This window comes from Isosphaeraceae bacterium EP7 (assembly GCA_038400315.1).
Taxonomy (GTDB): domain Bacteria; phylum Planctomycetota; class Planctomycetia; order Isosphaerales; family Isosphaeraceae; genus EP7.
Map to the genome: position 1 here is coordinate 1106913 of CP151667.1, position 15259 is coordinate 1122171.

The window sequence follows — 15259 nt, forward strand, 5'->3', positions numbered from 1 at the left end:
TTGTTAACGAATTGCCAGGCTAGCTCTCGACGGTCAAGGCGTCAAGCTTGTCGCGGAGCCTTCTACGACATTTTCTGTGCGATTGTTGAATCCCTTTCGGTTTCTAACCACAACGTCCGCCGTGTTGATGGCTCGCCACTGACCCTGAAGAGGGAAACGGCAACATGATTGATTCCGGGCGATGCGCATGATACGTTCGTCGTCATCCCCTCTTCACGAGACTCCAGGATCAAACACCGGTTCGGGACTGAACGGCGGCCTCCGCCTTGTTCGCCGAACGACCGACGGGACGGCATGAAACGAACGATGCGCGGCCTCCTGGCGGGTCCCTGGCTCGGAGCGATCTTGTCGCTCCTGACCGCCGGGATTGTCTCGCCCAACGAGGCCGTCGCCGGCTGTGCCGCCCACTATTTGAACGCTCACCCTCAGCTCCGCGTCGAGCTTGCCGGGCTTGAATCGCAGCTGCTCGGCGGAACCACTTCCACCGAGCGGGACCGGGCTCCGCGGCCGCAGCCTCCTGCGTGCGACGGCGCCCTTTGCTCGGGCAACCCGTCGACCCCGACGACGGCGGTCCCCTCGCTGCCCCCGCTCGGCGCCGAACAGTGGGCGTTGTCCGTCGACCGGCCTGCCACGGCCGATCCCGATGCCGGCGACCCCTTCGACGTTGTCACGACCCTTCGCTCTTTGAATCGTCCCGCCCCGATTTTTCATCCGCCCCGCCTCGCCACTTCTCCCATCACGTCCTGATCTCGCAACCCGAAATCGCACGTCGCTGCCGACGTCCGTACTCGTGAAAGCCGGCGTACGCAACGTCGCTCTGCGTTAGGCCGTCATCCCGGAAGGGACGGTCGGGACGCGAGGGCTCGCGGCGATCGCTCGGCCTGCGATTCGGGTCCGCGCCTCGATCAAATCCCCACATTTCTTGGAATTGTCTGAAATCTCCACGCCGGAGTTTCCCATGCGCCCTCATCGTCGGCATGCGTTCACGTTGATCGAATTGCTCGTCGTCATCTCGATCATCGCCGTCCTGATCGCCCTGCTGCTTCCCGCCGTCCAGAGCGCCCGCGAGGCCGCCCGCCGGGCTCAGTGCGTCAACAATCTCAAACAGTTGGGTATCGCTGCCCACAGCTATCACGACCAGGTCGGTGCGCTACCCGGATCCTACCTCGTCTACAACGTCACGTCGTTCTCGGCGCTCAGCATGATGCTGCCCCAGCTGGAGCAAACGCCGATGTACAACGCCCTGAACTTCACCTTGAACTTTGCCGATGCGGCGAACAGCACGGTGCTGATGTCCGACGTGAGCGCATTCATCTGCCCATCGGACCTTCCGAACCCCATCCGCGCCCGCGGGTCACAGACCAATTACATGGCCGACATGGGAAGCTGGATCGTTTGGCAAATGGCGTCCGGGCCCAATGCCGGGATGCGCGGGCCGGACGGTACGTTCTTCGGGAATAGCTCGACCCGGTTTTCCGCCATCATCGACGGACTGTCCAACACTGCGATGTTCAGCGAGCGGGTGATGGCCGATGGGAGCAACGCCATCATCAGTCCCAGGAGCGACGTCTTCTTCTCCCCGGCCGCCCCGACCACGCTCGACGAGGCTGTGCAAATCTGCCAGGCGGTGAATATCGCCGACCTGAGCAGCCAGTTCCCCTTGTTCATGGGCTCACCCTGGCTCAACGGCCAGCACGTCTTCCAGCACGTCAATGTGCCGAATTCTCGGTCGTGCGGGTTCTTCACCATCTTGCGGGCGAGCATGCCCCCCAGCAGTCGACACCCCGGCGGAGTCAACACGCTGATGGGTGACGGATCGGTCCGGTTCGTGAAGGACACGGTCAATCTGGCCGCCTGGCGCGCCCTCGGTACCATCGCGGGCGGGGAGGTGATCAGTGCCGACTCCTTCTAATCCCTCGATGAAACGGCCGATGCGGGCGTCGGTCGCGTACTCCACGCCGACAGCATTCATGGCGTTCGTGTTCCTGATCTTCGGCTGCAACGAGCAGGAGCGAGCGGCACCCGTCGAGCCGGCCAAGGCGCGCGAAGCCCTGGTCCAGGCGCTCGAATGCTGGAAGCGCGGCGAGCCGATCGAGACGCTGAAGTCTGCCTCGCCGCCGATCGTTGCGCAAGACTTCGACTGGATGGCCGGCAAGAAGTTGGCCGCGTATGAAGTTGCCGGCAAAGGCAAGGACGACGATGCCAACTTGCGGATCCCCGTGAAGCTCACCTTACTGACGCCCCAGGGGCAGCAGTCGACGAAGAGCGTGAACTACGTTGTGGGCACCAGCCCGGCACTCACGGTCTTCCGCGACTTCTGATCGAACCCAATCCCTCTTCCGAGGACTTGCCGATGATGCCCTCGACCAACACGGGAACCCTGATCGCCCTGGGGCTCGCGATCCTTGCGACCTTCGTCCATGTCAGCCCGTCCCTGGGCGAAGCCCCGGCCGCCCCGCAACTGACCGATGCCGAGGCCTGGGCCCGCATGCCCAAGGCGACAGAAGGGGGTGGGCAGGCCCTGCCCAGCTGGGCGAAAGCCGTCGCGGCCCGTTTGCCTCGTACCGCAGCGGCGATGCTCCAGGTTGACTTCGCGCAGCGCACCAAAAGCCCACTCGCCCCGAAGCTGAGGGCCAAGATGCGCTGGGTTGTTGCCCACGCAAACCGTTGCGCCTACTCAGAAGCCTACGCCCTGGCCGACCTCAGGCGAGCGGGTGCCGACGACGCGTCCATCGCGACACTCATCGGTGACCCGGCCGGCTGGCCCCAGTCCGATCGGGAGCCCCTCGAATTCGCCCGCCTGCATACCCTCGCCGCCCCGACCATCCCCGACTCGCTGTTCGCCTCATTGCGTGAGACTTACGGCGACAAGGGCGTTGCGTCCATGGTCTTGCTGGGGGCCTACGGCAACTTCCAGGATCGGATCGTGCTCGGCCTCGGCCTGCCAATCGAGGAGGGCGGGCCACTCGCCCCGTTGAAAGTCACGTTCGCCCCGGGGGCGTTCCAGGCGGCGCCGATCTTGCCTCCGCAGGCCGGGCTGCCGCAACTTCTGTCGCAAGGCGAGACGGTAGTCGACCGCGACCCTCGATGGTCGTCCCTGTCGTACGACGAGTTGCAATCCAGGCTCGAGAAGCAGCGTGCCCGTACGCCCCGACTACCGGTCCCGACCTGGGACGAGGTCAAGAAAGGCCTCCCCCCCGAGTTTGCCGGCCGCCCCACCCGGATCGTCTGGAACCTCGTCTGCTCGGGCTATGTCCCCGAACTGGCCGTCCCCTGGAGCACCTCGACCCGGACGATGTGGGCCGAGACGAAGGCCGACCGCGTCTTCGAGGAGAGCCTCTTCTGGGTCCAGACTCGCGCGATCCAGTGCAATTACTGCATGGGTCACTGCGAGATGCTGCTGGAGCTTGCCGGCCTGGACAAGGAGGCCGTCGCCGAGCGGACTCGCAAGCTGGCCGGCGACGACTGGTCCGCCTTCCCCCCCGCCGAGCAGCGTGCGTACGCATATGCACGGAAGCTGAGCCAGACTCCCTGGGATCTGACCCGCGCCGACTACGAGACTCTGGAACGCGACCTCGGTCCCGACCGGGCGATGGCCACGTTCTGGTGGCTCTGCCGCGGCCTGTACATGACCCGCGTCTCCGATGGGTTTCAGCTCCCGCTGGAGCGCGAGAACGTCTTCGAAGACTTCGAAAACAAGGTCCCTTCGACCGACCCGTTGAAGACACGCTGAGATCGCCAGACTCGACGAACACCCGGACGCCAATCACCACGGGAGCGAACGTTCCGATGCGAATCACCGGCTATCTGCGACTGGCGAGCCTGACGCTCGCCCTGACGGGAGCCTCGGCCTATGCCCAGCAGCCGGGCCCAGCCTCGAACCCCGAGGACGAGGCGCGGAAGGCGATTACCAGGGCTCTCGACGAATCTTACCCCGACCGACCCGAGTGGCTGGACATGCTGACTGACATCCTCCAGGGGAGCCAGCTTGGCCCCGAGGACGGCTGGTTCCGCCGCGCCGTCGCGCAGACGAAATTCGGCTGGGAAGCGACCCGGAGCCGGCTCGACGGCGACGCCGACGGCAAGATTTCCAGGGCGGAATTCCAGGGCTCCGACCTCGACTTCGCCCGTCTCGACCGTGACCGCGACGGCTCGCTAACCAAGGATGATTTCGACTTCACGCCCCACGCGCTCGCTCCGTCGCCCGGCGCCATGCTCTTCTATCGGGCCGACCGCGACGGCAACGGCAAGATCACCAGTGAAGAGCTGGATGTCTTCTTCAAGGCGACCGACAGCGGCGACCAGGGTTTCTTGTCGCTCTCGGACCTTCAGGAGGCCTTCCGCTCGCCGTCAAGGCCGGCGACCAGGGACGCAAAGCCGAAGGAGTCGAGCGGTCCTTCGAAGGAGATCCTCGTTCGTGGCTTGTTTCGACAGGAGATCGGCTCACTCCAGCCGGGCCCGGCGGTAGGCGAGTCGGCCCCCGACTTCACGCTGAAGACCAATGATGGCAAGGGGGAGATCACGCTTTCGAAACTCGTCGGATCGAAGCCCGTGGTCCTCGTCTTCGGCAATTTCACCTGCGGGCCGTTCCGAAGCCAGGCGGGGAACGTGGAGAAGCTTTACCGCCGTTACAAGGATCGGGCCACGTTCGTCATGGTCTACGTCCGCGAGGCCCATCCGACCGACGGCTGGCGGATGGAGAGCAACGACCGGGTCGAGGTGACGCTTGCTCAGCCTACGACTTACGAGGAACGTGTGAATGTCGCCCAGGCGTGCAGCTCTCGCCTGAAACTCGGCTTCCCGATGCTGGTCGACTCGATCGACGACGCCGTGGGTGCCCGCTACAGCGGGATGCCCAGCCGGCTCTATCTCATCGATGACGATGGCAAGGTCGCTTACAAGAGTGGGCGGGGGCCATTCGGATTCAAGCCGGCCGAGCTCGAGCATTCTCTCGTACTCCTGCTCCTGCAGGGCGAGAAGTCACGGCCTTCGGCGGTGCAGGGAGTTCCCCGGGCCGCCGCTGACCGGTAAATTCAAGGCCATCCCCAGTTTTAAATTCGCCGTCGACGGCTCGCCCAGGAGTTCTCCCCCCTCCGGCACTCGAGGCCTTGCCGGCAACTTCGAAGCGACCCGTTCGGCACGGTGACCCCACTCGATCTCCCTCAGGAAAACGGATCCATGCGCAATCTCGCCACGTCCATCCTCATCGGTGCCGGCCTGGTCGGCTACCAAGCGTCCAAGCCGCAGGCGCCCGCCGGTCATCACGCCGAAGGCGCCTCGCAGGCCGCCGCGGACACCTATGAGCACCTGGCCACCGCCATCATCGCGATCGAGGCGACCGAGGACGAGCTGGTCAAGAGCATTCTTATCGGTTACGAGACCGCCGCCCAAGGCCATCTCGCCGCGGCCACCCGCGACGCCCAGGGCCGGGTCGGCCACCTCGAGTCGGCAGCCGCAGAGATCACCAACATCGCCAACGAGGGGGACAAGAAGATCCAGGCCATCCGACAGCGGCTGGCGAAGGCCGGGCACACGCACAACACCGACGCCGAGACCAAGGGTGACTACCTCTTCGTGACCAATCGCGAGAAGAAGGGGCTGCTCGACCTGGCCTCGAAGGTCGGCCGCGCCGGTGCCGACACCGGCGAGATCAAGACGCTGGGAGATGAACTCACCAAGCTGTTCGGCGCCGCCATCGCCCCAGAGTGATCCGAGTCCAGCCGCCGTTACGTCCCCCGAGGCCATCGCCCGTCCTGGCGGCCTCGGGGGCGGAGATCCCGACCATGTTGCGCAGCCGCCTCGCCTTCGTGGTCCTCTTGGGCCTTCCTGCCTGTCAACCTTCTTCGGCCTTGCCCGTGGTTCCGACGGCGAAGGCCCCGTCCGGGAAGGTCGGGCCAGCCGATCCTCTGTTTGTCGAGGTCGGCAATGCGTCCGGGCTGACGACTGTGCTCCACGGCGGGGGCGAGGATAAGGACCATATCCTCGAATCGGTCGGTTCCGGCTGCGCGTTCGTCGATTTCGATGGCGACACCCATCTCGACGTCTTCCTTATCAATGCCTGGGCCCTGGACGAGGAGCCATCACGGGTCCGCCATCAGGGTCGCAATGCGCTCTATCGGAACCGGGGTGACGGAACCTTTGAGGATGTGACGGAACGCGCCGGGGTGGCCGATGAGAGCTGGGGTTGCGGCGTCTCGGCCGGCGACTACGACAACGATGGACTGGTCGATTTTTACGTCACCAACTTCGGCCCCAATCGGCTCTACCGGAATAAAGGGGACGGCAGCTTCGAGCAGGTTGCGGAGCGTGCGGGCGTCGCCGACACGGGTTGGGGCGCCGGCTCGTCGTTCTTCGACGCCGACGGCGACGGCGACCTCGACCTTTACGTTGCCAACTATATTCACGCAACGATGGACGAAGTGCTTGCGGCCCGCCGCACGACTGTTTGGCGCGAGAAGGTCAAGGTGCTCGCGGGCCCGTTCGGATTCCGCGGCGGCCGCGACAAGTACTTCCTGAACCAGGGCGACGGCACCTTCCGCGACGCCACCGACGAGGCAGGTTTGACGGACACGGCGGAGTCATACGGGCTGGGCGTGCTGGCTTCGGACCTCGACCTCGACGGCGACATCGACCTATTCATCGCCAATGACTCCAACCCGAACTACGTCTATCGCAATGATGGTTCGGGCAAGTTCACCGAGATGGGCGGCTGGAGCGGCGCGGGCCTCAGCGGCGGCGGCGTGGCCCAGGCCGGAATGGGGGTCGACGCGGCCGACTTCGATGGCGACGGCCGACCCGACATCCTCCTGACCACCTTCGCCAAGGATTCGGCGACCCTCTTCCGCAACGAGGGCGACCTCCTCTTCAACGACATCTCCGCGTCGATCGGCCTGAAGAAGATTACCTACGAGGCCCTGAAATGGGGCTGCGCCTTCTTCGATTACGACCAGGACGCCGACGTCGACATCGTCATCGCCAACGGCCATATCTACCCGCAGGTCGACCATGACCCGAGCTTGAATGAGAGTTACAAGCAGACCCCCTTTCTCCTTCGCAACGACGGTGGCCAGCTCGTCGACGTCTCGGACCGGGCCGGACCGGCCTTTCGGATCGCTGCCTCGGCGCGAGGGCTCGCGGTGGGAGATTACGATGGCGACGGCGACCTGGACCTGCTGATCACGGCGATGGACTCTCGCCCGCTGCTGCTCCGCAACGACACCCCGAATCCCGGGAACTGGCTGAAGGTGCGCCCGCTCAACCGCCACGGAAGCCCCGCCATCGGGGCCCGAGTCAGCCTGACGGAGGGGGGCAGGGTTCAGACAAGAGAGCTTCGGAGCGGCTCGTCGCATCAGTCGCAAAATGCCCTGGAGATGCATTTCGGGTTGGGCCAATCGGTCGTGGTCTCACAGCTCGAGGTTACCTGGCCGGGCGGGTCGAAGACTCTGCTCCACGAGGTGGCCACGGGTCGGGTAATCACCGTTCGCCAGCCCTGAGGGGTTGCCGCGGGGGCATGCGTGCGGGAAACTTGCGACGGGAATGCCTTTCCGACGGCGAGGCTTTCCCATCCAGCGCGTTTGCCGAGAGTGAATCCATGGCGACCGACCGAGCGGAACAACCACTTCGCATCCCCGACCGCTCGGCCATCCTGGCCATCAACGGCGGGTCCTCGAGCATCAAGTTCGCCCTGTTCGATTCCACGGATCCGGATCATCGCCTTTTCTCCGGGCGTGTGGAACGCATCGGCCTGGCCGACCCTCGTCTGGTGACGTTCAGGGGGGATGGCACATCCGAGACGAGCGCCGTCGAGGCCCCCGACAGCCGGGCCGCCGGTTTGGCGGTGATCGGATGGATCGAAGCCGAGGTTGGCTGTCGGGCCCTGGCGGCAATCGGCCATCGAGTGGTCCACGGGGGCCCCCGATATCGTCGGCCGGAGCCGATCACGGGCGAGCTGCTCGAGGAATTGCGCCGAATCCAGGCGTACGACCCCGAGCATCTCCCGGGCGAGATCGACCTGATCGAGGCGTTTCAGGCCCATGCCCCTGACATCCCGCAGGCCGCCTGCTTCGACACGGCCTTCCACCACGACATGCCCCGGGTCGCCCAGATGGTGGCGATTCCCCGCCGGTTTGAAGCCTTGGGTGTCAGGCGTTATGGATTCCACGGGTTGTCGTATGAATTCCTCCTGGAGGAATTGAGGCGAGTCGGCGGCGACCACGAGGCGGGCGGCCGTGTGATCCTGGCCCACCTGGGGTCGGGGGCGAGCATGGCGGCGGTCCTCGCCGGTGTCTCGATCGAGACGACGATGGGCTTCACCCCCACCTCAGGCCTGATGATGGGCACTCGCTCGGGCGACCTCGATCCGGGGCTCGTGCGATTTCTCATGCAGGAAGAGGGGATGACCGTCGACCAGTTCCACGCGATGGTCAACCACCAGTCGGGCTTGCTGGGGGTCTCGGAGACGAGCCCAGACGTGCGCGACCTCCTTGGACGCCGGTCGGTCGACTCTCGAGCGGCCGAGGCCATCGACCTCTTCTGCCATCGGGCGAGGCAGTGGATCGGGGCCCTGACCGCGACGCTCGGCGGCCTCGACACGCTCGTCTTCTCCGGCGGGATCGGCGAGAACTCGCCCGAGATACGCGCGTCGATCTGCGAGCGGCTTGGCTTCCTCGGCATCAATCTCGACGCCCCGCGAAACGGGCGGAACGAGTCGGTCATCTCGACGGACGACTCCACGGCCAAGGTCCGCGTCATTCGCACCGATGAAGAGCGGTCGATCGCCAGGGCCGTCGCCGGGCTCAGATTGAACCAATCCTGATCGAGCTCGAACCTCGACAGCCACGCGGAAGACCTTTGAGGGTTCGACTTGTGACCAGGAATTCCGGCACGTCCGGCCCCGCGGATCCGGGACTGCTCGCCAGAATGGACGCCTACTGGCGCGCGGCCAACTACCTCTCCGTGGGCCAGATCTACCTGTACGACAACCCACTTCTGAGGGAGCCCCTGACCCTCGAGCACGTCAAGCCGAGGCTCCTAGGCCACTGGGGGACGACGCCAGGCCAGAATTTTATCTATGTCCATTTGAACCGGGTCATCCAACGCGATTCTCTGGAGATGCTCTACATCTCGGGCCCCGGCCACGGCGGTCCGGCGCTGGTGGCCAACACCTATCTGGAAGGGACGTATTCCGAATATTATTCGAACATCACGCGGGATGAGGCGGGCCTGAAGCTCCTCTTCAAGCAGTTCTCCTTCCCGGGCGGCATCCCCAGCCACGTCGCGCCCGAGACGCCCGGGTCGATCCACGAGGGGGGCGAACTCGGCTACTCGCTCAGCCACGCTTACGGCGCGGTCTTCGACAACCCGAATCTCGTCGTCGCATGCGTCATCGGCGACGGCGAGGCCGAGACCGGGCCGCTGGCCACGAGCTGGCACGGCAATAAGTTCCTCGACCCGGTCCACGACGGCGTCGTGCTGCCGATCCTCCACCTCAATGGATACAAGATCGCCAACCCGGCGGTCCTGGCACGCATCGGCCGCGACGAGCTCGAGATGCTCATGCGAGGCTACGGCTATACGCCCTACTTCGTCGAAGGAGACGAGCCCGAGGCGATGCATCGGTTGATGGCCGAGACCCTCGACACCGTCTTCGCAGAGATCGAGGCGATCCAGGCCGCGGCCAGGGAAGGGGGCGTCTCCGACCGGCCTCGATGGCCAATGATCGTTCTCAAGACCCCCAAAGGCTGGACCGGTCCGAAGGTGGTCGACGGCCTGCCGGTCGAGGGGACCTATCGGTCGCACCAGGTCCCACTGTCCAATCCCAGGGCACACCCCGAGCACCTGACGATGCTCGAAACCTGGATGCGCAGCTACCGCCCCGAAGAGTTGTTCGACGAGGCGGGCACGCTCAGGCCCGAGCTTGCCGCGCTCGCCCCCGCAGGCGATCTGCGGATGGGGGCGAACCCTCACGCCAACGGCGGCCTGCTGCTCCACGACCTCCATCTCCCCGATTTCCGCGACTTCGGCATCGATGTCCCTCAACCGGGAGGCGTCACGGGCGAGGACACCAGGACCCTGGGCGAGTTCCTCCGCGACGTGATCTGGCGGAACAGGAACGAGCGTAACTTCCGCATCTTCGGGCCCGACGAGACCGCGTCGAACCGCCTGACCGCCGTCCTGGAGATCACCGACAAGCAGTGGCAGGCCGAGGTGGTGGACACCGATGACCACCTCGCCTGCGAAGGCAGGGTCGTCGAGATGCTCAGCGAGCACCAGTGCGAGGGATGGCTGGAGGGATACCTGCTGACGGGACGCCACGGCCTGTTCAACTGCTACGAGGCGTTCATCCACATCATTGACTCGATGTTCAATCAGCATGCGAAGTGGCTGAAAGTGACCAGGGGCATCCCCTGGCGCCGACCGATCGCCTCGCTGAACATCCTGCTCTCTTCGCACGTCTGGCGACAGGACCACAACGGATTCACCCATCAGGATCCCGGCTTCATCGACCACGTGGTCAACAAGAAGGCCGAGATCGTCCGAGTCTACCTGCCGCCGGACACCAACACGCTGCTCTCGGTGATGGACCACTGCCTTCGCAGCCGCCACTACGTCAACGTGGTCGTGGCCAGCAAGCATCCGTCGCCGCAGTGGCTCAACATGGACTCGGCGGTCAAGCATTGCACGGCCGGGATCGGCATCTGGGGATGGGCCAGCAATGACAAGGGCAGCGAGCCCGACGTCGTCATGGCCTGCGCGGGCGACGTCCCCACGCTGGAAACCCTCGCCGCCGTTCAACTCCTCCGAGAGCACATCCCGAATCTGAAGGTGCGGGTCGTCAACGTCGTCGACCTGATGAAGCTCCAGCCCAAGACCGAGCACCCGCACGGGCTGAACGACCACGACTTCGACACCCTCTTCACACGCGACAAGCCGATCGTCTTCGCCTACCACGGCTACCCCTGGCTGATCCATCGGCTGACCTATCGTCGGACCAACCACGGCAACCTGCACGTCCGCGGATACAAAGAGGAAGGGACGATCAGCACGCCTTTCGATATGGCCGTGATGAACGATCTCGATCGGTTCCATCTCGTCGGAGACGTCGTCGACCGCCTGCCGGAGCAAGACAGCGTGGCGGCTTATGCCAAGCAGGCCATGCGCGACAAGTTGACCGAGCACCGGCAATACATCACCAAATTCGGCGAAGATATGCCCGAAATCCGCAACTGGAAATGGACCGTGCCCGCGCCCGTCTGAACGATCCGAGGCGAAGTCTCGGACCTATTCGGCCGGGCAGGGCCGGGTGAATCGTTCAGGCTGGTGGGTTTGCTTCCGTCGGGGCAGACAGGTTGGGGCGAAGTCAGGGCGATCAAATCGGGGGCCAGTCCATGAGGCGTATCTTGATCCAAATGGTCGCCCTTCTTCTCGTCGGATTTTGCCAGGCTGGTCACACGGCGGAGCTCGTGGACGGGGCGGTCAAGCGTCGGATCGTCTTCGCGGAGCGAGGGAAATTCGGGGGTTGGCCGGCCAATCAGGGGATCTGGATCTGGGAAGATGAGATCCTCTTCGGGTTCAGCATCGGGACGTATCAAGACCGCGGACGTTCTCACCATATCAACCCGGAGATGCCCGAGCACTTCATGCTCGCCAGGAGCAAGGACGGCGGCGAGAGCTGGGCGATCGAGGAGCCCAGGCCCGCGGGGATGCTCGCCGGCACGGCCAAGACCCGCCACGGGAAGGTCCCCCCGGGACTGGCCGAGGACGCACCGACCGACCTGCGCGAGTCGATCAACTTCAAGCATCCCGACCTGGCCTTCACCGCTCGGATGGATGGAAATCAAGCGGGACGTTCGCGGTTCTTCTACTCTTACGATCGGGGCAAGTCGTGGCGGGGACCGTTCTGGCTGCCCATGTTCGGCCAGAAGGGGGTGATGGCCCGCACCGACATGGTGATCGACGGGCCGTCCACCTGCACGCTCTTCCTGACCGCCTCCAAGGCGAACGGCAAGGAAGGGCGGCCGTTCGCGGCGAGGACGACCGACGGTGGCCTGACGTGGAAATTTCTCTCGTTCATCGGCCCGGAGCCGACGGGCTATTCAATCATGCCGGCGTCGGTCCGCACCGGCCCGAAGTCGTTGGTCTCGGTCATCCGCAGAAGAGACGAACCGCTTAGCTGGCTGGACCTTTATGCGTCGGACGATGACGGGCTGACCTGGTCGCTGAGGTCGACGCCCGAGCCCGACCTGGGCGAAGGGAACCCCGCGGCGCTGGTCAGGCTGCATGACGGCAGGCTCGCCCTGGTCTCTGGCCACCGTTCCGAGCCCTTCGGCGTCTGGGGCCGGCTAAGCGGCGACCTGGGGAAGACATGGGGCGAGCCCATCGTGCTGCACAATTCAGACGGCCGCGACATGGGCTATCCCAGGGCGGTCGTCAGGCCCGACGGCAAGGTCGTGGCCGTCTTCTACAACTCCGATGATGACCATCCCGGCGCCCGGGTGATCGAGGCCGTGATCTGGGATCCGGGCAAGCCCTGAACCGGGGCCAGGATGATCGATATCAGGTCATTCAACGGTGAATTCATGCTCCGCTGTGATGGGCTTGGCGTTCGGCTGGGGGGGCTTCACGACGATCGTGACCTTCACCCGGCCGGGACCGGTCGGCTCGATCTCGAATTCGCGGACGTGCAAGCCGAGCGGCTTGCGGCCTCCGACCCGGCCGGAGACCGAGTTCTCGGCGACGACCTTGGCCGGGCCGGTCACCCTGGCCTCGATCCGGCTTCCGGCAATTCCCTTCGCCGCGAGGCGGACGATCTCCGAACCGGTCACGGTAAAGGGTTCCGTATCCTGCGGAACGACCACGGTCCGTTCGGCGGCGAAGCCCGTTGTGGCGAGCGTCGTTCCCATCAGCGTGACCCAGGCGAGCGAACGAATCTTGGTCATCGGTCCCGACTCGTGAGGAGGTTCGACCCGGCGGATTGACGGCGTCCGCCACTCAGACTTTAGGCCCCGTTCCGGCGATTCGCCCGAACGGGGCCCGTTTCTTCAGCGGGCGGCCCCGGGCTTGCCGAGATTGCGGTCGGCGAAGTCGAGGAAGAAGACCCAGTCCGGGGGGCTCATCGAGTGCTTCCCGGGGCGAATCACATAGCCGAGAGTGCTATCGACAAGGTGATTGACCTCGGGCATCGAGGCGGCGTTCAGGCCACCTGCTCCCATCAAGGCATATGCGGGCTCCGCAGCCTTGAGCACGCGGAACTGGCCCTCGGGATTGGCCCATGTGTCCTCGACGGCGTTGCTGAAGAGGAGCGGGCGGGGGGCGACGAGGGCCGCGAGGGCATTCTGGTCGAAGGGGAGCCTCGAGGGGTCGTCATTGTAGGTCTTGAACGCATCATTGAACCAGTGCGGGAAGACCGTGTTGATCCGCTTGACCGACTCGCCGACCGTCCCTCGGCTGGGCGCTGTCCCGCCGCATCCGGCCTGGTGGGGGATGACCGCGGCGAACCTGGGGTCGAATGCGCCGGCGACCAGGGCGGCCTTGCCCAGCCGCGAGTGGCCGACGACGGCCAGCTTCGAGGAGTCGACGTCCGGGTCGAGGGCCAACGCATCGGCCATACGCGAGAGGCCCCAGGCCCAGGCGGCCACGGTCCCCCAATCATGGCCCGGATAGTGGGGGTGGACGCCGTCGGCGTGCCCGGGGTGGTCGGGGGCGATGTCGCCGCAGTAGGCGGTGGCCAGCGCGTAGCCGCGGTCGATGATCGTCTCGACGGGCCAGGTGTCGACCTGCTTTCCTCGGCCGGCTTCGGTCGCCCGATTGTCCTTCACGCCCGGTGAGGAGGCGGGCATCCAGGTCGTCGGCAGCGCCACCTTGGGATCGGCCACGGCGCAGTGGTTGCCCGCGAAGTTCAGGCCGACGAACGCGGGAGCGGGCCCTTTGCGGTGGTTAGGAATGATGAGGAGCATGCCGATGGGGGGCGTCCCCGCCGGGCCGTAGGAGATGCTCACCTCCTTGAGCGTCGCCTTGCCGCCCAGGTATTCGCGGTCGACCCGGATGACCGCCGCCTTCAGGTTGTCGGGGGCGTCGGGTGCCTTGCCGTACATCCGTTCTTCGAAGAGCCGCTTCAACTCGGGGCGACGCACTTTGACCCACTCGTCGCGATCGGCCACGCGGCGGCCGTCGAGCTTGACGAGCGGGTCGGGAAGGGGGGCCTCTGTATCGGCGGGGGCCGGGGCCGCGATCAGGGCGAGGGCGAAGCATGCCTGGGCGAGCATGGTGTGGTTCCTGGGGCCGTGCGGGTCGGGGTTCGTCGAAAGCGTCATGGTACCGCCGCGCGGGAGACATTGCCCCGGCCCGCTGCTAGAGTGATCGATTCCCAAACGGCACACCCGGAGATTCCCCTGATGCGCATGCCCAGCCTCCGCACCCGACTCGTGGCGCCGGCCGCCCTGGCCCTGGTCGCGGCCCTCGCGTTCAGTTCGACCGCAGTCGTCGGTCTCGCGGCCAACCGGCCCGTTCGTGCCCCAGAGGAGGGGTGGATCTCGCTGTTCAATGGCAAGGACCTGGAAGGTTGGACGCCCAAGATCAAGGGCTATCCGCTGGGCGAGAATTATGCCGAGACGTTCCGCGTCGAGGACGGCGCGATCAAGGTCGGCTACGACAAATACACCGCGTTCGATGAGAAGTTCGGCCACCTGTTCTACAAGGCCAAGTATTCCAGGTACCGGCTCAGGATCGAGTATCGGTTCACGGGCGAGCAGTGTCCCGGCGGGCCCGGCTGGGCGATTCGCAACAGCGGCGTGATGATCCACTGCCAGGACCCGGCGACCATCCGCAAGGACCAGAATTTCCCCGTCTCCGTCGAGGTCCAGTTCCTCGGGGGCAACGGCAAGGACCCGCGTCCGACCTGCAACGTCTGCTCGCCAGGCACCCTGATCGTGATGGACGACAAGCCCGTGAAAGAGCACTGCATCAATTCGAAGTCTCCCACGTTCACGAACGGCGAATGGGTGACGGCCGAGGTCGAGGTGCACGGCGACGGCCCCATCATTCACCTGGTCAACGGCAAGCCCGTCATCGAGTACACCCGCGTCGAGCTGGATCCGGGCGATCCCGACGCCGCGGCGCTCATCAAGGCGAGGGGGGGCGACGCCGTGCTGAAGGAGGGGTACATCTCGCTCCAGTCGGAGAGCCACCCCATCGAGTTCCGCAAGGTTCAGATTCAGCCGCTGGATTGATCGGCCGGTCAGGCCCGGGCCGCTTGCATCTC

General features: G+C 65.4%; 12 protein-coding genes and 1 pseudogene. 11 read left to right on the forward strand and 2 right to left on the reverse strand.

Annotated elements, in window-relative coordinates; translation table 11 throughout:
• Positions 1 to 294: 294 nt before the first annotated feature.
• The 10 genes and pseudogenes from EP7_RS04420 to EP7_RS04465 all read left to right on the forward strand — a co-directional run bounded on the left by EP7_RS04420 (position 295) and on the right by EP7_RS04465 (position 12533).
• A complete protein-coding gene (locus tag EP7_RS04420; RefSeq protein WP_463526382.1) occupies positions 295 to 747 on the forward strand; it encodes a hypothetical protein in 453 nt (150 codons plus the stop codon).
• A 211-nt stretch (positions 748 to 958) separates the two neighbouring features.
• A complete protein-coding gene (locus tag EP7_RS04425; protein ID WP_463526383.1) occupies positions 959 to 1912 on the forward strand; it encodes a DUF1559 family PulG-like putative transporter in 954 nt (317 codons plus the stop codon).
• Positions 1913 to 1931: 19 nt separating this feature from the next.
• Positions 1932 to 2321, forward strand: coding sequence for a hypothetical protein (locus EP7_RS04430; RefSeq protein WP_463526384.1), 390 nt, complete (start codon positions 1932 to 1934; stop codon positions 2319 to 2321).
• Between the two features lie 77 nt (positions 2322 to 2398).
• A pseudogene (locus EP7_RS04435) lies at positions 2399 to 3733 on the forward strand (carboxymuconolactone decarboxylase family protein); the annotation flags it as partial.
• A gap of 56 nt (positions 3734 to 3789) precedes the next feature.
• Positions 3790 to 5031 carry a deiodinase family protein gene (locus EP7_RS04440; protein ID WP_463526385.1) on the forward strand — a complete coding sequence of 414 codons (1242 nt, stop codon included), beginning with the start codon at positions 3790 to 3792 and terminating at the stop codon, positions 5029 to 5031.
• Between the two features lie 147 nt (positions 5032 to 5178).
• The gene (locus EP7_RS04445) at positions 5179 to 5709 is read left to right on the forward strand and encodes a hypothetical protein (RefSeq protein WP_463526386.1); all 531 of its coding nucleotides are present in this window, start codon (positions 5179 to 5181) and stop codon (positions 5707 to 5709) included.
• Positions 5710 to 5783: 74 nt separating this feature from the next.
• Positions 5784 to 7493, forward strand: coding sequence for a CRTAC1 family protein (locus tag EP7_RS04450; RefSeq protein ID WP_463526387.1), 1710 nt, complete (start codon positions 5784 to 5786; stop codon positions 7491 to 7493).
• A gap of 98 nt (positions 7494 to 7591) precedes the next feature.
• Positions 7592 to 8815 carry an acetate/propionate family kinase gene (locus EP7_RS04455; protein WP_463526388.1) on the forward strand — a complete coding sequence of 408 codons (1224 nt, stop codon included), beginning with the start codon at positions 7592 to 7594 and terminating at the stop codon, positions 8813 to 8815.
• A gap of 50 nt (positions 8816 to 8865) precedes the next feature.
• A complete protein-coding gene (locus EP7_RS04460; RefSeq protein ID WP_463526389.1) occupies positions 8866 to 11256 on the forward strand; it encodes a phosphoketolase family protein in 2391 nt (796 codons plus the stop codon).
• Positions 11257 to 11387: 131 nt separating this feature from the next.
• Entirely contained in the window at positions 11388 to 12533 is a 1146-nt protein-coding gene (locus EP7_RS04465) for an exo-alpha-sialidase (protein WP_463526390.1), read from the forward strand.
• A gap of 27 nt (positions 12534 to 12560) precedes the next feature.
• Here EP7_RS04465 and EP7_RS04470 read toward each other — a convergent pair whose 3' ends face one another.
• Positions 12561 to 12938 (reverse strand): hypothetical protein, encoded by a 378-nt coding sequence (locus tag EP7_RS04470; RefSeq protein ID WP_463526391.1) that lies wholly within the window; start codon positions 12936 to 12938, stop codon positions 12561 to 12563.
• Positions 12939 to 13040: 102 nt separating this feature from the next.
• Positions 13041 to 14312, reverse strand: coding sequence for an alpha/beta hydrolase family protein (locus EP7_RS04475; protein WP_463526392.1), 1272 nt, complete (start codon positions 14310 to 14312; stop codon positions 13041 to 13043).
• Between the two features lie 81 nt (positions 14313 to 14393).
• Here EP7_RS04475 and EP7_RS04480 point away from each other — a divergent pair, with 81 nt between their 5' ends.
• Entirely contained in the window at positions 14394 to 15227 is an 834-nt protein-coding gene (locus tag EP7_RS04480) for a 3-keto-disaccharide hydrolase (protein WP_463526393.1), read from the forward strand.
• Positions 15228 to 15259: the final 32 nt, after the last annotated feature.